The sequence below is a fragment of the Achromobacter sp. 46006 genome, from assembly GCF_059761975.1.
This window is the reverse complement of the sequence record NZ_JCBANN010000009.1, coordinates 1-23,994: the sequence shown is the minus strand read 5'-3', so window position 1 is coordinate 23,994 and position 23,994 is coordinate 1. Positions and strand designations below refer to the sequence as shown.

Below are 23,994 nucleotides of genomic sequence, written 5' to 3'. Positions count from 1 at the left end.
AGTTTACTACAAGATTGAAATATAAAATATAATTATCGGTCCGGCAATAGGGGCGCAGGCATGACTGGTACAGTTTTTTGGATTTGTTTCATTTTGGTTGCAATGGCATTTTTTTTGCTGGCGCGACACGTTGCGCGGATAGACATAATGCAACTGTCTGCCCCTTCCCTGGTCTTGGTGTCCCTTTTTATGTTTGGTTTTCTGGGGTACGCCCAGGCATATTATGAACTGGACGCGGGCGGCGATTTTCGCGGCATGGTCGACAGGCATCTGCTGGATCGTATGTTTATTTACGCCAGCTATTCCATAATTATGGTCGTGCTGGGCTACGCTCTGGCCCGGAGGGCGCTCCCCGCTTGGTTAAGGCCGCCGGCGGGAGAGAGCTTTCGGAATATTTCCGAGTCAAGGGGCGAATTCCTCATGATTATCGCCTTAACCCTCATTTCCGTTCTGGTGTTGCTCAGGGTTCTTTACCTAGCTCCCGTAATCGCCATATTCGAGGCCTTCAAGGATAATGCCCTGGAGGCTCGGCTTGCCGCGCGAAGTGAGATGTTTTACGATTTTCCCGGCAAGCTCTGGTGGTATTCATTATTCTACAGCTCTTTTCTTTCGGTTTGCTGTTGGGCCGCATTCGCACGGGTTTTGCTGAAATTCGATTGGAAGAGAGTCGCAGTCTTCATTGCAATATTTATCCCTGCATTTTTTGCGGCGATAATGACTACTGCCAAGGCGCCGGGCGCGTGGTTATTGATTGGTTTGGTCTTGACCGCGATTGTCGTGAAGGGTGCAGGTAGAGTTAGCATAAAAGCAGTGTTGAGCGCGCTGTTGGCCGGGTTGCTTTTTCTCGGCGCTGCGTTTTATCTTGTAGGTGTTCCGGATTATACAAAAAAAGATCTGACATCCCGCACATCAAAGACTCTCGGAATTCTTGTTTCCGATATATATTCGAGAGCGATTGGCGCGGAGGTAATGACATTCTATTATTATATGGAAATATTTCCGAACAAGGTTGATTATCTCCATGGCAGATCGTTGCCCAATCCACGCAATATTTTTCCTTTTGAACCTTATTCCTTGTCCCGAGAGGTCATGAAAATCGTACATCCGGGAATGGAGGAAAAAACTGGGCGTATCGGTAGCGCGCCTACTGCGTATTGGGGGGAGCTTTACGCGAATTTTGGGCCGCTTGGAGTATTCTTGCCCTTCTCCTTGCTGGTAGGTATGGCGGTATATGGTCTAGGCGGATTGTATACTCATTGCGCCCGTAACCCTCTAGGGGTCGGGTGTTATGTCTGGCTGTTGCTGCATTTAAAGGATCTGCCTGTAACTTCGATGTTCCAAGTTTTTGTGAACATCGATCTTTTCTTCGTCACATTGGTGGCACTGGCCGCCTGGTATGTCGGAAGACGAGGGCCTCATTTAGTCGAGGCGCTACCTTTTGGGTTTCGAGAAAAGTAGTACGACATAGCCAAGTAAATAGCATACATGCCGGCATAGGAAATGCTGAAAATTCCAATCGACCGTTCCGGGGTGGATGGCAGCAAGAAGCTGGCAAGTGCCACCATTAGCGCTCCAATTTGCCACGCAAGGTCGTAGTGTTGCTTCTGGGCGATATAAATCGTATATCCGAGTGGGCTCGCAATGAAGCCCATATAGAACATGGGTATCAGCAGCCGAGCATAGACACCTGATTGTCTCCATGCCTCTCCGAATACAAAGCCGAAAAGGACTTCGCTGAACAGCCACAGCGCCGCAAACGGGGGCAAAGCGATCAGGGCCAGGGTAATGAATGTTCTGCGATAAATGTCGCGGCAGTTGCCTTTTTCGCGATAATCACGTGCTGCCTGCTCTTTGAAAACATCAAGAACCGAGTTCGACAGCAGCGAGATGGGAGCGGCCATGGCGCGCGTAGTCATTCCGTACCATCCGACAACATCTGCGCCGTATCGCGAACTCATCAGGATAAGTGGTAGTTGGCTGACCAAAGTATTGATAAGGTCCGAAGGCAAGGAGAACTTCGGAAATTGGGCGTACTGCCTGGCTGCCCGCCACATTGCCCGCCGCTTGCCTTTCATGCAGCTTGCCAGCCATTGGCGGTCGATGAGCATGAGTAGCAGGGCCGTTCCGAGCATAATGCCCAGAGTCTGCCCATAGATCAGGCCGGCGCTTCCAGATAGCACCCAGGCGCCAGCAAATTGCAGCAACGCCACACTAGCGGCAGCGGCCAAACGGGAGAGACCGAGTCGAGAGAATTGCCTATGTAGCACCAGGACATTCCCGAATGTCTTTTGCAAAGCCATGAAAAAAATCGCTACCACGAGCGCAGGGAGAAACGAAACCACCGCGACGGGTGCCATATCGGACATCCAGTCCAGCACGAAAAGCACGCCACCGCTCGCAAGTGCGAACCAGAATGCCACGTGGCCTATGAGCTTGACGAGGTCCCTCGCTTCGTGTTCCGACTTGATCGCGAACATTGCCAGTTCGTAACGCCCGGTGGCTACCACAACTCCGATCGTGACGAACGAGATCCATACGTTGAAATGCCCCATTTCTGCGGGGCTATAAAGGCGGACCAGCACCAGCATGGAGCCGATGGTAATGGCCTGCGCGCCGAGGGTTCCCAGGAATACTCGGATAACCCGTTGGAAGAATTCGCCGGAAAGAAAGCGCATAGAATCCGCGGCTAGTGTTTTGCTTGCGAGCCGGAAGGTAACAAGTGCCGGTAGATCGCCTTTAGGCGTTCGGCTTCGTGGGACCAGTCCAACGTACCCTGAAGAGCCTTTACGCCTTCGCGGCATCGCGCTACAGAATTGTGCGATAACTGGTCGACGATTGCGGCGATGGCTTGCGGTTCGACGGCACACGTCCATCCGGCCTCAGCCTGTTCGAGCAGCGCTTTTTGATCTGGCAGGTCGGCGGTAATTACTGGCAGCCCCGCCTGGAGACTTTCGAATAATTTGTTTGGTAACGAATAGCGATAGCTGAGGCATGTCTCTTCGATAAGGCACATGCCCACGTCGGCACCCGCCGCACGATTCAAGACCTCGCGCATCGGCACCGGCGGGCGCAGATGTATATTCGAAACGCGCTGTTCAATTTTGCGGATATCGGATTCGAAAGCGCCTGCGCCCATGAATAACAAATGATGCCTGCATTCTTCGCGATCGAATGCCTTGAGCATGGCCGGAATGCCACGGCTTTGCGTCAGGCCGCCAATGAAGATAAATAGGAGTGCATCTTCGGGGAGGGCCAATTCTTCCCGCCAAGGATAGGGAGTCAGCGTGGGCGGCGCCAGCGGGACATTTCGCACGAGCACGACAGGCGTATCGGGATACCTCTGGCGATACCAGCGCTCAATGGACGGGCTCACGACCAGCACAGCGTCACAATGCTTGATTAATGTTTGTTCCAACCAGCGGGCGATACGTTGGCGTCTGCCATGCAGGCCGTATTTTTCTGTTTCCAGTTCGTGGGCATCGTAGACGAGACGAGCGCCGGTCATGGATTTCAACAGGCATGCCAGAAGCAACGGCAGCATACTGTGGCAATGGATGATCGCGACTTTCGTGCGACGGTATTCCCGAATAATGCGCCAGCTCCATTCCACGTATTTGACGGCCTGCGCCAGGAAATTCTTGGGAAGTACCCGTCGACTACGAATCGGCACACGCCACAATTTACGATCCGGTCGGCCGAGAGTCTCTCGCTCAGGAAGACCGGGGTCGCCGAACGCGACAATTTCCACCTGGTCCACTAAGCCGGCGTCCAGCAGGGAATCGGTTTCTTTGTAGGTGCGCGACTCAAACTTGAAATCGATGCCGAACAAGTGGAGGTTGAGCAGGCTCATGGGCGGGGGGGGATAATGTCAGCGTTCTGCGAACAAGGTTTCGAGCTGTGAATAAGGAGGGTAGGTGATGAGAACCGCACGGTGTTTGCCATGAAATACAAACATGCTGCCGGCGCTCGCAGCCGACGCCCCTGCTTTGCGGGCTTCCAGAAAGTCGTTCGGGACCGCGGCGCCGCCGCTGGCGACCACGGGAATCGAGACAGCCTCGCTCACCGCTTTGATGAGCGCGAGGTCGTAGCCTCCCATGCAGCCGTCCCGGTCGATCGAAGTCAACAGAATTTCACCCGCGCCCGCCGCTTCCATGCGTTGTGCGTACTGGACGGGGTCGTTGGCGGTGCCGACAGTGCCGGCCTGAGTCCAGACCGTGTATTTCCCGAACAAATTGCGCTTTACGTCGATAGAAGCCACGACGCTTTGACTGCCCGCGCTGTCCGCAATGCGGCTGAGCAACTCCGGCTCGACCGCTGCATGGGAGTTGATTATGACCTTTTCCACTCCCAGCTTGAACAGTCTTTGGGCTTGGTCCGCGCGAGTGATGCCGCCGCCGTAGGCAAATGGCATGAAGGCCTCGCTTGCAATGTCCTGGAGCAGGTCGTAGTCGGGCTCGCGTTTGCCGAGGGTGCAGGCAATATCCAGGAAGACCAGTTCGTCAACTTCCTTTTCGTTGAAGATGCGAACGGCATTAATCGGGTCGCCGATATAGACCGGATTCTTGAATTTCTTTGTCTTTACCAATCCCCCGTTTTTCAGCAATAAGCACGGAATGACACGAGTGCGAAGCATGACTTACATCCCGGCGAAGTTTCGAAGTAACTGCATTCCGAAGCGGTGGCTCTTCTCCGGATGAAATTGCGCGCCAATGACATTGCCTCGTTGGACCATGCTGGTAAATTTGCCACCATAATCTGTCATGGCCAAGTTATCCTGAGGATCGGCGCACACTACGTGGTAGCTGTGCACGAAATAGAATCTCGATTGCTGTTCGGTCAAGCCAGCCAGGATTGGACTGTCTTGTTCCGGATAAATGAAATTCCAGCCCATATGAGGCACTTTCAGATGTCTGGCCACTGGAAAGCGGAACAAATGGCTGCGGGCATCGATAAAACCCAGGCCAGGAAGTTTCCCCTCCTCGCTACCGTTGCCCAGCAGTTGCATCCCGAGGCAGATCCCCAGGATGGGAATGCGCACCTGCAGAGCTTGGTGTTTTAGAGGTTCGATAAGTTCGCGTCGCGCGAGCTCCTGCATGGCCACATCAAATGCTCCTACGCCTGGCAGGAGGATCTTGTCGGCCACAAGAATCTCTTCTGGGGTCGTGACCAATTGTGCCGGAACATTGATCTTGCGGAACATATTCAAGATCGAGCCCAGATTGCCTAAGCCATAGTCGACGACGGAAATCATGGAGTTTTCCAAAGAGAAGGGATGGAGCGGTTCAACCGTAGCTCTTTATTCTGCGCCCAAGCAGAGTCGACAGAAACTGTTTTCCCGAGCGGATCGCCTGATACAGGCGATCCTGATTGGCGTACTCGGAATAATGATGGCCAGGCGGCTGCATAAGCGCTTCGAATTCATCGGCGGAAAAGCCCAGCTTTTTTGCGATGTATGCTTTGTCCTGGCGTAATTCTTCCGGATCGTACAAAGGCTCTTCCAGCGCTGCCAGCGCGGCCGCGCGGTCCAACTCTCCAGACAGGATGCGGCTGGCCAAGTGGGCGCGCCGCTTGTCATAACCGAATTTGTAGGGAAGATAATGATTCTGGAAAAAACGGGTAAACACTGATTCGCCGTGTTTACGGCCGTAATCTCGATATCCGACAGTGTCCTGCAGGTATTCGAGCGCTGCCGACTTACTGTAGGGCATGAAGTTGAGCGGGCGCAGCACATCCATTTTCTTTATGAATGGATAGTAAAAATAATACTGCATGAAGTTGATGATCGGAAAACTCTTCAGCGACTTCGTGCCATGTTTGCGATGGATCGCTTTGAGGTTGATCGCGTCCATCGCATTGTGCCCCCAAGCAACCGGGAGCACCGATTCTGTGGCGATATTGCCGCCGCTGATCACATAGCGGATGTCGTTTTTAACCGCAAAATGATAAAGGGCGCCAAAAAATGCGTGGTCTTGCGGCACGTCCTGATTCGCAACCCCTGCTTTTAGATAGGCAGCCTGCAGGTCACGCATGACTTCCCAGTCGATGACGTGGGTATGTAAATCATAATTGCAGTGTTTGACGATGCGCTCGATATTGTGAACGGCGAGTTCGCTATTCCAACCGGCGTCGACATGAACCACGAGAGGGCGCAGCCCCAATTCCTGGACGCGCAGCGCCAGATACGAACTATCGATGCCTCCACTGAGCCCGAGAATGCAGTCGTACTCGTGTTTGGCGCGCTCGTTTCGAATGGCGTCAACGCGCTGCCGCAATCTCCGTGCCCCTTCCGCGTTTGGGAACCATTGCTGGGACGTTACATTGTCGAACGTATTGCAGTAGGAGCAGACGCCCTGGTGATCGAACGTGATATTCGGATCGGACGTGTCCATGACGCAGCGTGTACAAATCCGGTAGTCGAGTATGGGCATGGCGGCAAGAGACCTGGGGAAGGCGGTGTCGATTTTAGGAGGTTTTGCTGGCCCGTAAGGCCAAATGATCGTAAGCGGTTATGAGGCTTGTTTCCTCGGCTTCCCAGTTGTAGTCGTCCAGGACTGCCTGTCTGCCATTGGCGGCCATTCTGGCCAAGCTGTCAGCATCGGAAAGCATGTCGTTTATCGTTGTTGCGATTTTGCGGGGGTCGTCGTAGTCGACGCACATGCCGCAGCGAGCCTTGTCCAGAATGGAACGCCACAGCGGGAAATTGGAAGCCAGCACAGGCACTCCCGACGACATGTACTCGAACATCTTCGTTGGCATGGAGGCAAGGTGGTTGGGCGTGGGATACAGCACCACGAGGCCGATCTGACTCTGGGCCAGAATGTTGCGCACCCCATCGCGATCCACTACGCCACGATAGTCGACCTTTGCCCAGCCCGGCATGGATTTCAACTCTGTTTCGAGTTGGGCATCTGCCATGATACCCGCCAGGATCAGGCGGGCATCCGTGAATTCCATCGCGGCAACCATTTCCACTGCGCCACGTGTACGTGTAATGCTGCCGACATAGCAAATGTTTCGGTGCGCGCCGGCCTTTGCGGCAGTTGGGCCAGCGACGGCCGGCGCCAACTCATCACGAAAAGGATAATTGTTGACGTTGAACGATCCGTTGTTGAGGTCAAGGAAGCGCGCAGTAATGTGTGGCGTGGCGCAAATCACGGCATCCATGCGCCTGGCCGCGAAATTCTCGAGCTTCTCGAACGCCACGGATACCATGCGGCGCAACGGAAAAGGAATCCAGGGCTTGGCCATGATCTGGCGCGGGACATCTTCGTGAGCATCGTAGACTACCGTCCGTCCTATCCAGTGGAGAAGCAGACCAACGGGAAGGAGTTCTGGGTCGTGAAAGTGATAAATGTCCGCCTTTAAGCCGAGGGCGACACGGAGCAGGCGCAGCGGTTGCACCAGCATTCTCCGCGCCCGCCCCGCTACTGTTCCTATATCGTGAAAGTGCACGCCGTCTCGGGTTTCAGGGCCCTTGCCGTCCGCCACAACCAAATGAACGTCATAGCCGTGTCTGGCAAGCGCGCGGCTTTCCTTGTGATAGATACGGATGTCGTAGCGAGGATGCGCCGTCGTGAGTTGAGCAATGCGTGTCATGAAGCGGATGAGGCCAGCAAGCCGGGGCGACTGGCTGCCGGTCTTTCTAAAAATTCCCAATAGGGTGGCCACGACCCCGAAAGGGCTAGGCGCTCAAGGTTTCCACTATTCGCTGAGCTGCGTTACCCGAGCCGTAGGGCTGGATCTCCCGCGGTGTGGAGCTCAGGGCGCGAGCGATCGCGGTCGTAATTTCATGCGCGGATGCTGGGGGGATGAGATGGTTCCAGCCGGCTTCCACCAGTTCCACCCATTCCGTCTCATCGCGCAAGGTAATACAGGGCACGCGGTGGAAGAACGCTTCCTTCTGGACGCCACCCGAATCCGTGATGATTAGCCGAGCGTATTTCTCCAGTTGGACCATATCGATATAGCCAATTGGGTCTGTCAGCTTAACTGTGCCGGCGACCGTCGACAGCAATCCAGCCTGGTCCAGGAGATTGCGGGTTCGAGGATGCAGCGGCCAAACGATTGGAATGTCCTTGGATGCCGCCGTTAGCGCTCGGAGGATGGCAGCAAGTCGCTGAGGATCGTCCGTATTTTCGGCTCGGTGGATCGTGGTGAGTATAAAGCTACGGGCTTTCAACCCCAGTTTTTGCATGAGGCCGTCCTGGTCGTCGACGCGGGAACCATGATGCAAAGCCACGTCCAGCATGACGTCTCCGACTTCGAAGATATTGGCGTTGTTCGCGCCTTCGCTGAGCAAGTGGGCGGTAGCAGTTTCGGTGGGAGTGAACAGCCAGCGCGAGATGCGATCCGTCAGGATCCGATTGACCTCTTCGGGCATGCGCAAGTTGAACGAACGGAGGCCGGCCTCCACATGGGCGACCGGGATATGCTGTTTTACAGCCGCGAGCGCGCCAGCGAGGGTCGAGTTGGTATCACCGTAGACCATCACCAGATCAGGCCGCACCTGCTGCATGATGCGTTCAAGCGCAACCAGCATGCGTCCGGTCATGTCGCCATGGCTGCCGCCATGGATGTTCAGGGAATGGGCAGGCTTCTCTATGCCCAACTCCCTGAAAAAAATATCCGACATGTTGGTGTCGAAGTGCTGGCCGGTGTGTACGACCACTTCGTTCAACTGAGGCGTTTGCGAAATCGCTGCCGAAATGACGCTAGCCTTGATGAACTGCGGACGCGCGCCCAGGACGGTCAATACGGTCTTCGTCATGAAATCAGTGCGAAAGAGCGGCGCGCAAGGCGGCGATGATGGTGTCCTGCGTCGCGGTATCGAGGTCTGGATGCATCGGCAGACTCATGACGCGGGCTGCTAGCTGATCCGAAATAGGCGTTTCGTTCTCGCCAGCACAGAATTGTGCATAGGCGGGTTGAGTATGAATCGGCCTGGGGTAGTGCACGGCCGTCGGAATGCCGGCTTCCTTCAGGTGCGCGATCACGGCTTCGCGGTTGGGCACCATGACGGTGAACTGGGCCCAGACGCTGTCGCGATCCGGACGCACAGTGACCGTACGCGCACCGCCCGGCAGGTCAGCCAGCAGTTGCTGGTAGCGAGCACCGATCTTGATGCGCTGCTCCACTTCCCACTCGAAACGTTCCAGCTTGCCCAGCACCACGGCGCATTGCAGCGTGTCCATGCGGCCACCCACGCCGATGCGCGAGTGGTAGTAGCGGGCCGATTGGCCGTGCACACGGATCTCGCGCATGGCTTGCGCCAGGGCGTCGTCATTGGTAAACAGCGCACCGCCGTCGCCATAGCAGCCCAGGGGCTTGCTGGGGAAGAAGCTGGTGCAGCCGATCTTGGACAGGTTGCAGCTCTTCTTGCCCTTGTAGGTGGCGCCGAAGCTCTGCGCGGCGTCTTCAATGACGGCGATGCCGTGCTTGTCGGCGATGGCATTGACCTCGTCCATGTCGCCGCATTGGCCGTACAGCGACACCGGGATGATGGCCTTGGTGCGCGGCGTGATCTTGGCTTCGATCTCGGAAACCTTGATGTTGCAAGTGTCGGGCTCGACGTCCACGAACACGGGCACGGCGCCCAGCAGCACGATGACTTCCGCCGTCGCCACGAATGTGAACGAGGTAGTGATGACCTCGTCGCCGGCCTTTACTCCCAGCGCCATCAGCGCGATCAGCAGCGCCTCGGTGCCGGAGGCGACCGTGACGCAATGCTTGGCACCGGTATACGCGCACAGCGCGGCTTCCAGTTCCTTGACCTCGGGCCCCATGATGTACTGGCCGTGGTCGAGCACGGCCTGGATGCGGGCGTTGATCGGGTCGCGCAGGACTTGGTATTGCTTCTTCAGGTCAATGAATTGCATGTTGTCTCACACCAATTGGCACACGCCGTCTTTGAGCAGGTATTGGTCGCCGGTTGCGGGGCAGGTGGTCTGCCCGTTGCCGGTCAGCGGCAGGTCCAGTTGTTCCCCGTGGCGGCTCATCCAGCCAATCTGGCGGGCGGGCACGCCCACCACCAGGGCGAAGTCGGGCACGTCGCGGTTCACGACGGCGCCAGCGCCGACGAAGGCGTAGCGGCCCACGGTCGAGCCGCACACGATGGTGCAGTTGGCGCCCAGGGTTGCGCCCTGGCGCACGATCGTGTCGCGGTACTCGTTCTTGCGTTCGATGGCCGCGCGCGGGTTGTACACGTTGGTGAAGACCATGCTGGGGCCGCAGAACACGTCGTCTTCAAGTGTCACGTTGTCGTAGACGGAGACGTTGTTCTGGATCTTGACGCGGTTGCCGATCTTGACGCGGTTGCCGACGTAGACGTTCTGGCCCAACGAACAGGCCTCGCCGATGACGGCGCCGCCCGACACATGAACCCAGTGCCAGACGCGGGTGCCGGCGCCGATTTGTGCGCCGTCGTCGACGATGGCGGTGGAATGGATGCTCATGATGGTCAATCCAGCGGCAACGGCACGCGCAGGCCATCGCGCGCGGAACGGTAGATGGCGGTCAGCAGGGCCAGCGACTGCAGGCCTTCGCGTCCGTCGGTCTCGGGTTCGCACTCGCCGCGCAGCACGCGGATGACGTTGTCGTAATAGAGCGGATGGCCGAAGCCATACACCGAGGTGGTCTCGTAGTTGGCTTCGCGGATCTTGGCGTCGTCGGGATGCTCGTCGGCGAACTTCCATTCGTCGATGCGGTTGACGGCCACGCCGCCCACGCGCACGGTGCCCTTTTCGCCCAGGATGGTGATCGAGCCTTCCAGGTTCTGCGGATAGGTCAGCATGGTGACGTTGATCGAACCCATGGCGCCATGGCGCCAGCGGATCGCGGCCACGCCCGTGTCTTCGGCTTCGATGCGGCGGGCCAGCGTGGCGGTGTAGGCATACACGCTTTCCACGGGGCCGACCAGCCAGTCAAGCAGGTCGACATAATGGCTGGCCTGGTTCATGAAGGCGCCGCCGTCCCACTCCCATTTGCCGCGCCAGCGGGCGGCATCGTAATAATCCTGTGGACGGGTCCAGAACACATTGACCGTGACCATATAGATACGGCCGAAACGGCCGTTTTCGATGGCCTTCTTGAGCAGCTGCAGCGTGGCGTTGCGACGGTTCTGCTTGACGACGAACAGGCGCACGCCGGCTTCGTCGCAGGCCTTGACCATGCGCTTGCCGTCTTCCCAGCGCGTCGCCATCGGCTTTTCGCTGACCACGTGGCGGCCCGATTGCGCCACTTCGATCGCTTGCCAGGGATGCAGGCCGGACGGCGTGGCCAGAATGACCGCGTCTGCGGTGGTATGCGCCAGCATTTCCGTCAGGGACGAGAACGGTCGGGCGCCGGTGGCTTCCGCGGCGGCTTTCAGCGCGGCGGGATTAGTGTCACAGACGTCCACGAGCTCGGCGCGATCGCTGTGTTGCGCGATGGCGCCGATATGGTTCTTGGAAATGCGCCCACATCCTACCAGGGCGAAACGGACCTTGCGGTCGGTAACTGGATCAGCGGTCATCGGGAGATTAGGTTGTTTTGTTGTAAATTGCCGGGATAATTCGACAGCCCCTCCCGGAATAGAGCGTAATAATACTTTAAGACCGGGTAGGGGCACGAGCGCACAAATCCGCCATTTCCAATCGATGCCAACTCGCATTCTCATTGTCCGCACGTCGTCACTCGGCGATCTGGTGCACATGCTGCCCGCCATCTCCGACATCGCCCGCCATGTGCCGGACGCTGAAATCGACTGGATCGCCGAAGAGGCTTTCGCCGAGATCCCCGCATGGCATCCAGCGGTTGGCGAGGTCATCAAGGTGGCCCACCGCCGCTGGCGCAAGGCCTGGTGGTCGGCGCAGGTCCGGGCCGAGCGCAAGGCCTTGCGCGAGCGCTTGCGCGCCAAGCAATACGATATCGTGCTGGACATGCAGGCCCTGCTGAAGTCCGCGTGGCTGGTGCGCCAGGCGCGCGGGGTGCGCCACGGGCTCGATTGGCGGTCGGCGCGCGAGCCGCTGGCATCGCTGTTTTATAACGTCCGCCATCGGGTGGAGTTCTGGCAGCCGGCGGTCATTCGCCAACGCAAGCTGGCAGCGTTGACATTCGGTTACCAGTACGGGGGGCAACCCGATTTCGGCCTGCAGGCGTTTTCGCGCCAGGGGGGGCAGGGCGGTGTCGCCGATTCGGTCCACGAGGTGTCCGCCGGCGGATTGGACGCCACCGAACTGCCACGCCTGCACCATCTGGACAACGACCGCGGCTACGCCGTGATCATGCCGTCGGCCAGCCGCGACGACAAACTATGGCCCGAGGACGACTGGCGCGCGGTGTTCCGGCGCCTGCGCGATGCCGGCTGTGCGCTCAAGCTGCTGGCCGGCAACGACCAGGAGGCCGAGCGCGCCCGGCTGCTGGTGGCCGGCATGGAGGACGTCGAGGTGATGCCGCGCATGGATCTGACCTCGGTTGCCCGGCTGCTGGCCGGAGCGCGCCTCATGGTCGGCCTGGACAGCGGCCTGACCCATCTGTCGGCCGCGCTGGGACGGCCCACCATTGGCATCTACCGCGCGTCCACGCCGGTGCGCACGCCCCTGGTCGGGTCGAATTACACCGCCAGCCTGGGCGACCGTGGCGCCTCGCCGTCGCGCGAGGCCGTCATGGCTTCGGTGGAGCAGGCGTTGGCTGCGCGCTGATGAACCGTCTGGTCTACACCTTCGGGCTGCGGGCGCTGGCACCCCTGGTCTGGTTGTGGATGGCCCGGCGCGCCAGACGCGCAGGGGGCGAGTGGCAGATCTTTTCTCCGGAACGATTCGGCCGGGCCGGTCCTGTCGGGGCCAGGCCCGATCCCGCCGCGACGGTCAGGTGGGACGGGGCGCCGGTATGGGTGCACGCCGTCAGCCTGGGCGAGACGCGTGCCGCGCAGCCGCTGTTGCAGGCCCTGCTCGATCGCGGCCTGCCGGTGCTGCTGACGCACATCACCGCCACCGGCCGTGCCGAAGGCGCGCGCCTGTTCGCCGACGCCATCGCCCAAGGCCAATTGCGCCAAGCCTGGCTGCCCTATGATTTTCCCGGCGCCACGCGCCGCTTCCTGGCCGCGACCAAGCCGCGCTGCGGCATTCTGATAGAACGCGAGATCTGGCCGAACCTGCTGGCCGCCGCGCGTCGCGCGCGCTTGCCGATGGCGCTGGTGAGCGCTCGCTTCTCCGTGTCTTCGTTGCGCCAGGCCCGGCGCATGGGCGGGGTTATGCGCGAGGCGCTGGCCGGGTTGCAGGTGGTGCTGGCCCAATCCGCAACCGACGCCGAGCGGCTGGCCCAGGCCGGCGCGCCGCGGCCGGCGGTGTCCGGCAATCTCAAATTCGACCTGTCTTTGCCGGCGGACCAGGTAAGCGAAGGGCGGGCCTGGCGCGCGCGCCTGGGACGGCCGGTGATAGCCGTGGCGAGTACCCGCGAGGGCGAGGACGGGCCGTTCATCGATGCCATCAAGCGACTTGCGGGCGCGCCCGGCGGCCCTCTGTTCCTGCTGATACCGCGCCATCCGCAGCGTTTCGACGCCGCCGCCGCGCTGCTGGAACAGGCCGGGGTGGTTTATGTCAGGCGCTCAGGCGGGCAGGAACCGGATCCGCGCACGGCGGTTCTGCTGGGTGACACGCTGGGTGAGATGGCGTTCTATTACGCCGCCGCCGATGTGGCCGTGGTGGCGGGCAGTTTCGCGCCGCTGGGCGGGCAGAACCTGATCGAAGCCTGCGCCGCGGGCGTGCCGGTCATCGTCGGGCCACACACCTTCAATTTCCAGCAGGCCGCCAGCGATGCCATCGAGGCGGGGGCGGCGCAACGCCAGCCGGATCCTGGGCAGGCCGTGGCGGCCGCGCTGGCGCTGCTCGCCGACCCCGTCGCGCGGCAGGCGGCGGGTGAGTCGGCGCGGGCCTGGTTCGCCAGCCATGCCGGCGCCACCGCTCGGACCATGGACGCGCTGGCGCCCTGGTTGCGGTAAGGTCCGCGGTCCGTCAACCGCCTCCGGCGGGTTTGCGCGGCACCAGCGTGATGGCGCCCGGGTTCAGTTCCTGGCTGAAGCGGCGCGTGTCGCGCCCTTCGTCTTCCGGCCGTACGCCCAGCCAGCCCTGGCCGAGCGCATAGACCCCCAGGTTGGCCAGCAGGATCAGGATGAACAGCACTCGCATGACGCGGCCTCGCGAGGGTCAGGCGTCCGCGGCCGGGTTGGCGCGCGCCATGGCGGCCAACCCGTCCAGGACGGGGTGGTTCAGGTAGACCGGCACCGGAGCGGCGCCGAAGCCGCCGCCGGTGTCGGCCAGCAGGTGTTCGATTTCCTGGCGCACTTCCGGCCAGCCGCCGCCGGCGGCGAAGATCTGCGGCGCCTCGCCGTAGCGCTGGCGCCCGGCCAGCCACTGGCGCACGACCGCGCCGGCCTGCGCGGCGGCGATGCCGGAGGCGATGGCCTCATGGGTATCGGTGGGATAGGGCACGACCTGGCCATCGGCGATCGGCAGGTTGGCGGTGCCGTGCGCCAGCGCGTTGCGCATCATGGCCGGGCCCGGCAGGATCAGGCCGCCGGCGAAGACGTTGTCCGGTCCCACGGTGTCGATGGTGGTGGCGGTGCCGAAGCTCGCCAGCAGGAAGGGCGGATGCGCGCCTGGCAGGCGCGACAGCACCCCCAGCAGCGAGGCCCAGCGGTCCGCGCCCAGTTGCGACGGGGTCTTGTAGCAATTGACCAGCCCGAGGGTGGTGGGCTGGGAGGTGGCCCAGGCCACGGCGCAGCCGTGTCGTTGCAGGACGCCGGCAATGGCCGCGCCCCGGTCGGCGCCAGCCACGTTCACGCCCAGCGCCCGCGATGGCCGCCGCGGCAGGGCGGCGAGCCAGCGGTCCAGGGCGTCCAGGTCCAGGCCGTCGAAAGCGACCGTGGCCGGTTCGCGCGGCATGTCGGGGCTGGCAGGATCGAGCCAGCCCACCTTGAGGCGGCTGTTGCCGGAGTCGATGAGGATGATCATGCTTGCCGCCGAATCGAGATTTCACCAACCGAGATCGGGCTGGTGCCCTGCGGGGTCCGCAGCAGCAGGCGGCCCTGGCCGTCGACGCCACAGGCGGTGCCGCTAAGGATCACCTGGCCCTTGTCCAGCACGTTGATGGCGCGGCCGGCGAGTGCGTCCACTTGGTCGAAGCGCTGTGTAAAGGCGTCGAAGCCCTCGCGTTCGAGAGTGCGGACGGCCTCGTGCCAGGCAGTCGCCGCGGCGCAGACCAGGTCGGCGGCGGTAGCGGCGGGGCCTGGCGCGTGTTCGGTGACACAGGTCCAGTCCGCGATCTGGCGGCCCAGCGCCTGCGACAGCGCGTCGGCGTCGATCAGGTTCACGCCCATGCCGATGACCACCGTGTAGCCGGCTTCGCGGCCGCCCGGGTTGCGGGTGGTCTCGACCAGCACGCCGGCCAGCTTGGCATCGCGCCATTGCACGTCGTTGGGCCATTTCATGCAGAGGCCGTCGGCCCCCGGGCCCGCCACGGCGCGCAGCGCCTCGCAGGCGGCCAGGCCGGCCAGCGGCGACAGGGCCGGCAATTGCGCGGCCGGCAGGTGCACGTCGAAGGCGCACGAGAACATCAGCGCCGCGCCGACCCGGTTCTGCCAGGGGCGGCCGGCGCGGCCACGGCCGGTTTCCTGCAGATGGGTGCCCAGCAGCCAGGGTTTGCCGGCGTTGCCGCCGGCGCGGGCGCGCGCCAGCAGGTCGGCATTGGTCGAGCCGGTGGTGGCGGTCCAGGCGATGTCTTGGAAGGCGGGCAGGCGCGAACCCAGCATCCGGGCCAGGTCGTCTGGCGCGGGCAGGTCGATGGGGCGGACGTGAGCGGACATGGCGGCGATTGTAGGGCACGCGCGCGCTGGCTCGCGGTGTGCCAGCCCCTGCGTATATCATTGTGGATACATTTTGCATCGGTATTCCGCTACATGCCGCATTCCGCCTCGCCCGCCTCCCATGCCGCCACGCCCTTCCGCCAGGAAGCCGGCGTGTGCCATGTCGGGGGCGACTGGAGCGTGCTGGCGCTGGCCGAGCCAGGCGAGGTCGAGCGCCGCCGCGCGGCCATGGCCAAGGCGGCCGCTGGCGGTGTGCGCTGGGATCTGCAGGGCATCAGCCGCCTCGACACCATCGGCGCACTGCTGATCTGGCAGGCGTGGGGCGAGAAGCTGCCCGAGCGCGTGCGCTGGTCCGCCGGCCAGCAGGACGTATTCACCACCCTGGCCACCAACAAGGGCGGCCAGTCGGTCCCACCGCGTCCCGAACCGTCCTGGGGTTGGCTGCGCGCCCTCGGGGGCGGGGTGCTGCAGGCGGCCGAGAACGGCCGCGCACTGCTGATCATGCTGGGGCAGTTGGTGCTGGATCTGGGCGGCATGCTTAGGCGGCCGTCGCGCGGCCCATGGCGCGAGATTTCGGCCCAGGTCTACCGCACGGGGGCACAGGCGCTGGGCATCACCGCGCTGGTGGGTTTCCTGATCGGGGTGGTGCTGTCGTACCTGTCCGCCCAGCAGTTGCAGATGATTGGCGCCGACCGCTTCATCGTGCGGTTGCTGGGCGTGTCGATCGTGCGCGAGCTGGGGCCGGTGCTGGCGGCCATCCTGGTGGCGGGCCGCTCCGGCTCGGCCATCACCGCCCAGATCGGCGTGATGCGCGTCACACAGGAGCTGGACGCGATGCTGGTGATGGGCATTTCACATGGCCAGCGGCTGATCCTGCCGCGGGTGGTGGCGCTGGCCATCACCATGCCGCTGCTGGTGCTGTGGACCGACGCCATGGCGATCCTGGGCGGGATGCTGGCGGCCCAGGTGCAACTGGGCATCTCGGCGCAGTGGTTCGTGCAGTCGCTGCCGGACGCCATTTCCCTGACCAATTACTGGATCGGCATCCTGAAGGGCGTGACCTTCGGCATCCTGATCGCGTTGATCGCCTGCCATTTCGGCCTGCGCATCCAACCCAACACGGAAAGCCTGGGCCGCGGCACCACCACCTCGGTGGTGACCTCGATCACCGGCGTGATCCTGCTGGACGCCCTGTACGCGGTCATTTTCAGTTCGGTGGGCATCTGATGGCCGGCGCCGAGCAGCAACGCCTGTTTGCCGAGGACAACGTCACGGTCGCGCCCGTGATCACCGTGCGCGGCCTGCGCACGGCCTTTGGCGACCACGTGGTGCACGACAACCTGGATCTGACCGTCTTTCCCGGCGAGATCCTGGTGCTGGTGGGCGGTTCGGGCACGGGCAAGACGGTGCTGCTGCGGCAGATCATCGGTCTCGAACGACCCGCGGCCGGCACCATCCGGGTGCTGGGCAACACCTTGTCCGAGCTGACGCCCGGCGAGCGCCGGCGCCTGTCCTATCGCTGGGGCATGCTGTTCCAGGCGGGCGCGCTGTTCTCGGCGCTGTCGGTGTACGACAACGTCGCGCTGCCGCTGCGCGAGCTGCGCACGGTGCCGGAAGACCTGGTGCGCGATGTGGTGATGTGCCGCCTGGCGATGGTCGGCCTGTCGGCGCAGGATGCGGACAAGCGGCCCTCGGATCTTTCAGGCGGCATGGTCAAGCGCGTGGCGCTGGCGCGCGCGCTGTCGTTGGACCCGGAGCTGGTGTTCCTGGACGAACCCACGGCGGGGCTGGATCCGCTGCGCTCGGACGAATTCGTGGACCTGGTGCGCAGCCTGCACCGGCAGTTGGGATTCACCGTCGTCATGGTGACGCACGACCTGGACACGCTGCTCGCGCTGGCCACCCGTGTCGCCGTGCTGGCGGACAAGCGGGTGATCGTGTGCGATACGGTGCCGGAAGTGCTGAAGGTCGACCACCCGTTCATTCAAACTTTCTTCCTGGGCGAGCGCGGCTTGCGCGCGCTCGGGGACATGGCGCCGAAGGGAATGCATCATGGAAAACCGTAGTCACGCGCTCATGGCCGGCATCTTCACGCTGGTTCTGCTGGCCGCCGCGGCGTTGGTGGCCGTCTGGATCGGCCGCGACCGGACCAAACTGCAAGCCTATGAAATCGTGTCGGCCACTGCCGTCAGCGGCCTCAATCCGCAGTCGACCGTGCGCTACCAGGGCGTGCCTGTGGGCAAGGTGCAATCGCTGGCGTTGAACCCCGACAAGCCAGGCCAGGTGCGCATCCGCATCGGGGTGGCGCCGGGCACGCCGATCACGGAGTCGACCTGGGCCGAGCTGGGCGTGCAGGGCGTCACCGGGATGGCCAATGTGGAATTGCGCGACGATGGCAGTTCGCTCAAGCGCCTGGCTTCGAGCGACGCCAATCCGGCGGCGATCCCGTTGCGTCCGGGTTTTCTCGATCGCGTCGAGCAACGTGGCGGACGGCTCATTTCCAATGTGGAAGACGCCACCGAGCAGTTGCGGCGCCTGTTGAGCGAGCAGAATGTGCAGGCCCTGACCGCCAGCCTGCAGAACGCCGCCGACATCACCCAGTCGCTGAAAGATGCCAGCCGCGAGCTGGCCCCGGCGCTGGCCAAGCTGGGGCCGCTGGTCGATTCGCTCGACGGTACGTCGCGCCAGGCCGACCGCGCGGCGCGCGAAGTGGCCGATCTGGCGCGGCAGGCGCGGCAATCGCTGGCCGGCTTGAATGCGCCCGATGGCGCGCTGGCCGCCGCCACGCGCAGCTTGAACGAAATCGCCCTGGCAGCGTCGCGCCTGGATGGGGAGACGCTGCCGGCGGTTACCGGCATGGCGGCCAGCGTCAGCGAGGCCGCGCGCGGCGCCACCTTCACGCTGCGTCGCGTGGACAACACGCCGCAATCGTTATTGTTCGGGCCGCCGCCGGCCGTGCCCGGTCCCGGCGAGGCCGGGTTCACCGGCTTTGGGAGACAGCAGAAATGAAGATGCGTAGCGTGGTTCTGGTCCTGACCCTGGCGCTGGCGGGCTGCGGCGTGGGCCGCGTGGGTGCGCCGCCGGCAGTGTTCGACCTGGGCCTGGATGCCCGTCCGGCGCCGCAATTGCCGGCGCGCGAGCCGGTTGCGCTGGTGTTCTCGGCAGTGCCGGCGCTGTCGAGCACCGGCGTCATCTGGCGTGTCGGCGACAGCGCCGCGCCGCAAGCGTATGCCACTTATCGCTGGGCCTCGTCGCCGGCCGATCTGGTGCGCCAGCGCCTGATCGAGCGTCTCTCGCGCCAGGGGCCGGTGCTGGCCGAGCGCGCCAGCGGCCAGACGCCGCAATTGCAGGTCTACTTGTCGCAGTTCGAACAGGTGTTCACGCCCGACGGTTCGTCCAGCGAAGGCCGCGTGTTGCTGCAGGCGGTGCTGCTCGACGGTCGCAGCGTGGTGGGCCAGTTGCGTGTCGCCACGCAGGCGCCGGCGCCGACCCAGGACGCTGCCGGCGGCGTGGCCGCGTTGCGCCAGGCCACCGACGATGCCGCCGATCAGTTGGCGCGATGGCTCGCCACCCAGCCGAGGGCCGCGGCCCGGCCAGCCGGTTAACATTCCTTTTTTTCCAAGCAGCACGAGTCCGCCATGCCCGCAAGCACTGAAACCCAAGCCTTTACCGGAGCCGCCGGCCGCATCGACTGCGCGGTGGACTGGCCCGACGGCACGCCACGGGGCTGGGCCCTGGTGCTGCATCCGCATCCCTTGCAGGGCGGCGCACGCGAGAACAAGGTCGTGACCACGTTGTCGCGCGCCTGTGTGCAGCATGGGTTGGTGGCGGTGCGCCCCAATTTCCGCGGAGTCGGGCTGTCCGAGGGCGAGTTCGACAAATCCGTGGGCGAGACCCAGGACATGCTGGCGCTGGTCGCGCAGATGCGCGAGCGCCATCCTGAACTGGCGGCCGCGCCCTGGGTGCTGGCCGGCTTTTCCTTCGGCACGGCGGTGGCCGCGCAGGCCTACGCCGCGCTGGCCGACCAGGGCGATGCCGTGCTGCCGAGCGCGCTGATGCTGATGGGGCCCGCCGTCAACCGCTTCCAGTCGCATGAGGTCCAGGTGCCTGGCGATACGTTGATGGTGCACGGTGAACAGGACGAGGTCGTACCCCTGTCCGAGGCCATGGATTGGGCCCGGCCGCGTTCGATTCCGGTGGTGGTGATCCCGGGTGCCTCGCATTTTTTCCATGGCAAGCTGCTGGTGCTGCGCCAGTTGGTGCAGGCGCACCTGAAGGTCAAGCTTGACTGACCGAGTGCTGCCCCGCGCGAGGCGCGGCGTAGCATCAAGTTGCATGTTTTAAATGCCCGCGGAACCCATCCCGGGCCGGACGGGTCTTATCGACTGCCTATAATTGTCAGCCACCAGCCCCGCGCCGGCGGGCGTCTTTCCAGGACCCACGTTGCCGATGAAGAATTTGTCTTACCCCACTCACTCCCCCGTTGTCTTTGCCCGCCGAGCCCTCGCCGGCGCGGTGTTGTCGGCGATGCTCGCGGCGTCGCTGCCGGCCTGGGCCCAGCAGGCGCCCGCCGCCGCGCCTGCTGCCGCGGGCGCCACGGCCGCCGCGCCGTCGGCGACGGGAGCGGTGCCGGTGGGCGATGTGTCGGCGGTACCCGCGCCCACCATCGCGGCCAAGGCCTGGATCGTGCTGGACGTGAACAGCGGCCAGACCCTGGCGGCCTCCAATCCCGACATGAAGGTCGAGCCCGCATCGCTCACCAAGATCATGACCGCCTACGTAGTGTTCAACGCGCTCGAGGAAAAGCGCCTGACGCTGGAGCAGACCGTGCCGGTGTCGGAGCACGCCTGGCGTACCGGCGGTTCGCGCATGTTCATCGAGCCGCGCAAGCCGGTGACCGTCGATGAGCTGAACCAGGGCATGATCGTGCAGTCGGGCAATGACGCCTCGGTCGCGCTGGCCGAAGCGGTCGGCGGCAGCGAAACCGCGTTCGCCTCGCTCATGAACCAGGAAGCCGAGCGCCTGGGCATGCGCAACACGCATTTCATGAACGCCACCGGGCTGCCCGATCCGCAGCACATGACCTCCGCGCGCGACCTGGCCACGCTGTCGGCGCACCTGATCACCGATCATCCGCAGTTCTTCCACTATTACAAGCAGAAGAGCTTCACCTACAACAAGATCACCCAGCCCAACCGCAACCGCCTGTTGTGGGCCGATCCCTCGGTCGACGGCATGAAGACCGGCCATACCGATTCGGCCGGCTACTGCCTGGTGTCGACCGCGGTGCGGGGCGATCGCCGCATTCTGGCGGTGGTGTTGGGCACCGACAGCGAGGCCACGCGCGCCGAGGAAAGCCTCAAGCTGCTGAACTGGAGCTTCCAGAACTTCGACACGGTCAAACTGTTCGACAAGAGCCAGCCCGGCATCGACGCCCGTGTCTGGGAAGGCACCGCCGACAACGTCAAGCTCGGTCCGCCCAACCCGGTTTCGATCGCGGTGCCGCGCGGCAAGGCCGGCGACCTCAAGCCGGTGGCGCAACGCACCGACCCGCTGATCGCGCCGCTGACCAAGGGCCAGCAGGTCGGCACGCTGCAATTCACGCTGGACGGCAAGGTGCTGCGTACCGAACCGCTGGTGGTGCAGGACGCGGTCGAACGCGCGGGTTTCTTCGGCCGCATGGTCGACACCGTCAAGCGCTGGTTCCAGTAAACGGGCGCGCCATGGGCGCGGCCGCGGGTGTAAGCTAGCAGCGGGCGTTTCGTGCGCGAAACGCCCGTTTTGCATGCTTCTTGGGGCGGGCCGGCAGGCCCGCCCCGCTTCCATTTCAAATTCAGGAGTGCTTCATGATTCCGGGCGTGCCGGGCGAAAGCCAGGTGTATCTCAATGGTGAGTTCCTGCGCGTGGACGAGGCCAAGGTCTCCGTCCTGGATCGCGGCTTTATTTTCGGCGATGGCATCTACGAAGTCGTCCCCGTGTACCGGGGCAATGCCTTCCGCATGGCCGAGCACCTCGACCGCCTCGACCGCAGCCTGGCCGCGCTGCGCATCGCGCAGCCGTTCGACCGCAGTGGCTGGATCGACCTGATCCGGCAATTGCTCGACCGGACGAGCCTGGATACCTGCATCGTCTATCTGCAGGTGACGCGCGGCGTGGCCAAGCGGGATCATCCGTTTCCCTCGCCGGCCGTGACCCCCACGGTATTTGGCATGGTGTCGGCCTGGACGCCGCCGTCCGCTGCCCAGCGCGCCCAGGGGCTCCGCGCGATCAGCATTCCCGACGAACGCTGGCTGCACTGCGAAATCAAGTCGGTATCGTTGCTGGGCAACGTATTGGCAAAACAGCAGGCGGTGGACGCCCACGTCGACGAGGTGCTGCAGTTCCGCGATGGGTTTCTCACGGAAGGGTCGTCCACCAATATCTGGGTGGTATCCGGTGGCAAGCTGCTGGCGCCGCCCAAGAACAACCTGATTCTGGAGGGCATCCGCTACGGCCTGATGGGCGAGCTGGCGGCGGAGGCCGGCATCCCGTTCGAGGCGCGCCGCCTGTCCCAGGATGAAGTGGTCCAGGCCGACGAACTGATGCTGTCCTCGGCCACCAAGGAGGTGCTGCCGATCGTCGCGCTGGATGGCCGGCCGGTGGGTTCGGGCAAACCCGGCCCTGTTTATGAGCAATTACGTGCGGGTTATGATGCCCGCATCGCCGCGCTCTAGGACCCGCGGGGCGGCCCCGGCGGCCGCCCATGCCGCGCGCCCCGGCGGCGGGCCTTGCCTGCACGATGCCTGCCCCCATATAGAAACATTGACGTTCCAGGCCATCCATCATGCATATTCCGCCCGAAGATTCCCTCATCGAATATCCCAGCGACTTTCCCATCAAGGTCATGGGCAAGCATCACCCCGACTTCGCGCAGACGCTGACCGAAGTCGTGCTGCGCTTCGACCCGGGCTTCGATGCGGCCACGGTCGAGATGCGTCCCAGCAAGGGCGGCAACTACATGGGGCTGACCTTCACGGTGCGCGCCACCTCGCGCGAGCAGCTCGACGAGCTTTACCGCGCCTTGCATGGCCATCCGATGGTGTCGATCGTCCTGTAGATGTAGAGGCCAGCGGTTGTGATCAAGTGGCTCGCGCGGCCGGCGGACTACCTGTCCGTGTGGCGGGACATGCAGGCGTACACCGACCAGCGTTCCGTCGATACGCCCGATGAGATCTGGCTGTGCGAGCATGCCCCGGTCTATACGTTGGGGCAGGCAGGCCTGCCCCAACATGTGCTCAACCCCGGTGCCATTCCCCTGGTGCAGTGCGACCGTGGCGGCCAGGTCACCTATCACGGCCCGGGCCAGGTCATGGCCTATGCGTTGTTCGACCTGCGCCGCGTCGACATGTACGTGAAGGAATACGTGGCCTTGCTGGAAACCGCGGTGATCGACACGCTCGATGCGATGGGGGTGGCGGGCGCCTGCCGCAAGTCCGGGGCGCCAGGGGTGTACGTTCCCGATCCCGATGGCGGCAGCGAATTGGCCAAGATCGCCGCGCTGGGCATCAAGATCCGCAATGGCCGCGCCTATCACGGCGTGTCGCTGAACGTGGCAATGGATCTGGCGCCGTTTTTGGGCATCAACCCCTGTGGCTACGCCGGCCTGCGCACGGTCGACATGGCGTCCTGTAGCGTGCGGCGCGATCCCACCGAGGTGGGAGACGCGCTGGCGCACAACCTGGCCCGCCTGTGGCGCCAGGCACGGACTCCCATATGAAAACACACTACACGCCGGCCGAAGTGGCCGCGACCACGCCCGAACAACTGGCCAGCCTGCGCGCCGGGCCGGCGCCGCAATACGCCGCCTGGGTGCGCACGGCGGCCGAAATGGGGCTGGCGGAAGCCCAGACCATCTTCGGCCAGATGCTGCTCGATGGCGTCGGCGTGCCGCGTGACCAGTCCGAGGGGCTGGCCTGGTTCAAACGCGCCGCCAACGCCGATCACCTCATGGCCATCAACATGGTGGGCCGCTGCTACGAAAATGGCTGGGGCGTGGCGCCGGACGATACCGTGGCGGCGTACTGGTTCCGGTTGGCCGCGGATCGCGGACTGGACTGGGGCATGTACAACTATGCCCATATGCTCAGGAGCGGCCGCGGCGTGGTCCAGGACCGCGC

General features: G+C 63.2%; 26 protein-coding genes. 13 read left to right on the top strand and 13 right to left on the bottom strand.

Annotated elements, in window-relative coordinates:
* The first annotated feature begins 60 nt into the window (after window positions 1–60).
* The gene (locus AC6LKG_RS07315; RefSeq protein WP_498163721.1) at window positions 61–1,458 is read left to right on the top strand and encodes a hypothetical protein; all 1,398 of its coding nucleotides are present in this window, start codon (window positions 61–63) and stop codon (window positions 1,456–1,458) included.
* On the opposite strand, the gene AC6LKG_RS07310 is transcribed toward AC6LKG_RS07315, so the two are convergent.
* From AC6LKG_RS07310 to AC6LKG_RS07265, 10 genes are read right to left on the bottom strand one after another with little or no spacing between them, the layout of a single operon-like run.
* On the bottom strand, window positions 1,416–2,675 hold the full coding sequence (locus AC6LKG_RS07310) for a lipopolysaccharide biosynthesis protein (protein ID WP_162876574.1): 1,260 nt from the start codon (window positions 2,673–2,675) through the stop codon (window positions 1,416–1,418). The two genes, AC6LKG_RS07315 and AC6LKG_RS07310, sit on opposite strands and share 43 nt — an antisense overlap.
* A gap of 11 nt (window positions 2,676–2,686) precedes the next feature.
* A complete protein-coding gene (locus tag AC6LKG_RS07305) occupies window positions 2,687–3,850 on the bottom strand; it encodes a glycosyltransferase (RefSeq protein WP_498163720.1) in 1,164 nt (387 codons plus the stop codon).
* Window positions 3,851–3,868: 18 nt separating this feature from the next.
* A complete protein-coding gene (locus AC6LKG_RS07300) occupies window positions 3,869–4,633 on the bottom strand; it encodes an AglZ/HisF2 family acetamidino modification protein (RefSeq protein WP_054500294.1) in 765 nt (254 codons plus the stop codon).
* A gap of 3 nt (window positions 4,634–4,636) precedes the next feature.
* Window positions 4,637–5,251, bottom strand: coding sequence for an imidazole glycerol phosphate synthase subunit HisH (gene hisH / locus AC6LKG_RS07295; protein ID WP_498163719.1), 615 nt, complete (start codon window positions 5,249–5,251; stop codon window positions 4,637–4,639).
* Between the two features lie 31 nt (window positions 5,252–5,282).
* A complete protein-coding gene (locus tag AC6LKG_RS07290) occupies window positions 5,283–6,428 on the bottom strand; it encodes an N-acetyl sugar amidotransferase (protein WP_054500296.1) in 1,146 nt (381 codons plus the stop codon).
* Window positions 6,429–6,462: 34 nt separating this feature from the next.
* Window positions 6,463–7,668 (bottom strand): glycosyltransferase family 4 protein, encoded by a 1,206-nt coding sequence (locus tag AC6LKG_RS07285; protein WP_498163718.1) that lies wholly within the window; start codon window positions 7,666–7,668, stop codon window positions 6,463–6,465.
* A gap of 13 nt (window positions 7,669–7,681) precedes the next feature.
* Entirely contained in the window at window positions 7,682–8,767 is a 1,086-nt protein-coding gene (wecB, locus tag AC6LKG_RS07280; RefSeq protein WP_498163717.1) for a non-hydrolyzing UDP-N-acetylglucosamine 2-epimerase, read from the bottom strand.
* Window positions 8,768–8,771: 4 nt separating this feature from the next.
* Entirely contained in the window at window positions 8,772–9,875 is a 1,104-nt protein-coding gene (locus AC6LKG_RS07275; RefSeq protein WP_498163716.1) for a DegT/DnrJ/EryC1/StrS family aminotransferase, read from the bottom strand.
* 6 nt (window positions 9,876–9,881) lie between these two features.
* Entirely contained in the window at window positions 9,882–10,454 is a 573-nt protein-coding gene (locus AC6LKG_RS07270) for an acyltransferase (protein ID WP_498163787.1), read from the bottom strand.
* A 2-nt stretch (window positions 10,455–10,456) separates the two neighbouring features.
* Entirely contained in the window at window positions 10,457–11,509 is a 1,053-nt protein-coding gene (locus tag AC6LKG_RS07265) for a Gfo/Idh/MocA family protein (protein WP_054500300.1), read from the bottom strand.
* 124 nt (window positions 11,510–11,633) lie between these two features.
* Here AC6LKG_RS07265 and waaC point away from each other — a divergent pair, with 124 nt between their 5' ends.
* Complete coding sequence (gene waaC / locus AC6LKG_RS07260) at window positions 11,634–12,677, top strand: lipopolysaccharide heptosyltransferase I (protein WP_498163715.1); 1,044 nt, start codon at window positions 11,634–11,636, stop codon at window positions 12,675–12,677.
* The gene (locus AC6LKG_RS07255) at window positions 12,677–13,975 is read left to right on the top strand and encodes a 3-deoxy-D-manno-octulosonic acid transferase (RefSeq protein ID WP_498163714.1); all 1,299 of its coding nucleotides are present in this window, start codon (window positions 12,677–12,679) and stop codon (window positions 13,973–13,975) included. Before waaC ends, AC6LKG_RS07255 begins: the two co-directional genes overlap by 1 nt.
* Window positions 13,976–13,988: 13 nt before the next feature.
* On the opposite strand, the gene AC6LKG_RS07250 is transcribed toward AC6LKG_RS07255, so the two are convergent.
* From AC6LKG_RS07250 to AC6LKG_RS07240, 3 genes are read right to left on the bottom strand one after another with little or no spacing between them, the layout of a single operon-like run.
* Window positions 13,989–14,162, bottom strand: a complete 174-nt coding sequence (locus AC6LKG_RS07250; protein ID WP_498163713.1) for a hypothetical protein — start codon at window positions 14,160–14,162, stop codon at window positions 13,989–13,991.
* A gap of 18 nt (window positions 14,163–14,180) precedes the next feature.
* A complete protein-coding gene (locus tag AC6LKG_RS07245) occupies window positions 14,181–14,987 on the bottom strand; it encodes a type III pantothenate kinase (RefSeq protein WP_498163712.1) in 807 nt (268 codons plus the stop codon).
* Window positions 14,984–15,838, bottom strand: coding sequence for a biotin--[acetyl-CoA-carboxylase] ligase (locus AC6LKG_RS07240; RefSeq protein ID WP_498163711.1), 855 nt, complete (start codon window positions 15,836–15,838; stop codon window positions 14,984–14,986). The genes AC6LKG_RS07245 and AC6LKG_RS07240 overlap by 4 nt, the downstream gene beginning before the upstream one ends.
* Window positions 15,839–15,931: 93 nt before the next feature.
* Here AC6LKG_RS07240 and AC6LKG_RS07235 point away from each other — a divergent pair, with 93 nt between their 5' ends.
* The 10 genes from AC6LKG_RS07235 to AC6LKG_RS07190 form a co-directional block, all read left to right on the top strand.
* Complete coding sequence (locus AC6LKG_RS07235; RefSeq protein WP_498163710.1) at window positions 15,932–17,065, top strand: MlaE family ABC transporter permease; 1,134 nt, start codon at window positions 15,932–15,934, stop codon at window positions 17,063–17,065.
* The gene (locus tag AC6LKG_RS07230; RefSeq protein ID WP_498163709.1) at window positions 17,065–17,904 is read left to right on the top strand and encodes an ABC transporter ATP-binding protein; all 840 of its coding nucleotides are present in this window, start codon (window positions 17,065–17,067) and stop codon (window positions 17,902–17,904) included. The genes AC6LKG_RS07235 and AC6LKG_RS07230 overlap by 1 nt, the downstream gene beginning before the upstream one ends.
* A complete protein-coding gene (locus tag AC6LKG_RS07225) occupies window positions 17,891–18,847 on the top strand; it encodes an MlaD family protein (protein WP_498163708.1) in 957 nt (318 codons plus the stop codon). Before AC6LKG_RS07230 ends, AC6LKG_RS07225 begins: the two co-directional genes overlap by 14 nt.
* Window positions 18,844–19,443: an ABC-type transport auxiliary lipoprotein family protein gene (locus tag AC6LKG_RS07220; RefSeq protein ID WP_498163707.1), complete on the top strand. Its 600-nt coding sequence runs from the start codon at window positions 18,844–18,846 to the stop codon at window positions 19,441–19,443. The genes AC6LKG_RS07225 and AC6LKG_RS07220 overlap by 4 nt, the downstream gene beginning before the upstream one ends.
* 33 nt (window positions 19,444–19,476) lie before the next feature.
* On the top strand, window positions 19,477–20,130 hold the full coding sequence (locus AC6LKG_RS07215) for an alpha/beta hydrolase (RefSeq protein ID WP_498163706.1): 654 nt from the start codon (window positions 19,477–19,479) through the stop codon (window positions 20,128–20,130).
* Window positions 20,131–20,287: 157 nt separating this feature from the next.
* Window positions 20,288–21,550 (top strand): D-alanyl-D-alanine carboxypeptidase family protein, encoded by a 1,263-nt coding sequence (locus AC6LKG_RS07210; RefSeq protein WP_498163705.1) that lies wholly within the window; start codon window positions 20,288–20,290, stop codon window positions 21,548–21,550.
* 134 nt (window positions 21,551–21,684) lie between these two features.
* The gene (locus AC6LKG_RS07205) at window positions 21,685–22,551 is read left to right on the top strand and encodes a D-amino acid aminotransferase (protein ID WP_498163704.1); all 867 of its coding nucleotides are present in this window, start codon (window positions 21,685–21,687) and stop codon (window positions 22,549–22,551) included.
* 110 nt (window positions 22,552–22,661) lie between these two features.
* The gene (locus tag AC6LKG_RS07200) at window positions 22,662–22,934 is read left to right on the top strand and encodes a YbeD family protein (RefSeq protein WP_498163703.1); all 273 of its coding nucleotides are present in this window, start codon (window positions 22,662–22,664) and stop codon (window positions 22,932–22,934) included.
* 18 nt (window positions 22,935–22,952) lie between these two features.
* Window positions 22,953–23,594, top strand: a complete 642-nt coding sequence (gene lipB, locus AC6LKG_RS07195; RefSeq protein ID WP_498163702.1) for a lipoyl(octanoyl) transferase LipB — start codon at window positions 22,953–22,955, stop codon at window positions 23,592–23,594.
* Window positions 23,591–23,994 (top strand): tetratricopeptide repeat protein (locus tag AC6LKG_RS07190; protein ID WP_498163701.1); only part of this gene is annotated, 404 nt, incomplete at its 3' end. The genes lipB and AC6LKG_RS07190, both read left to right, overlap by 4 nt.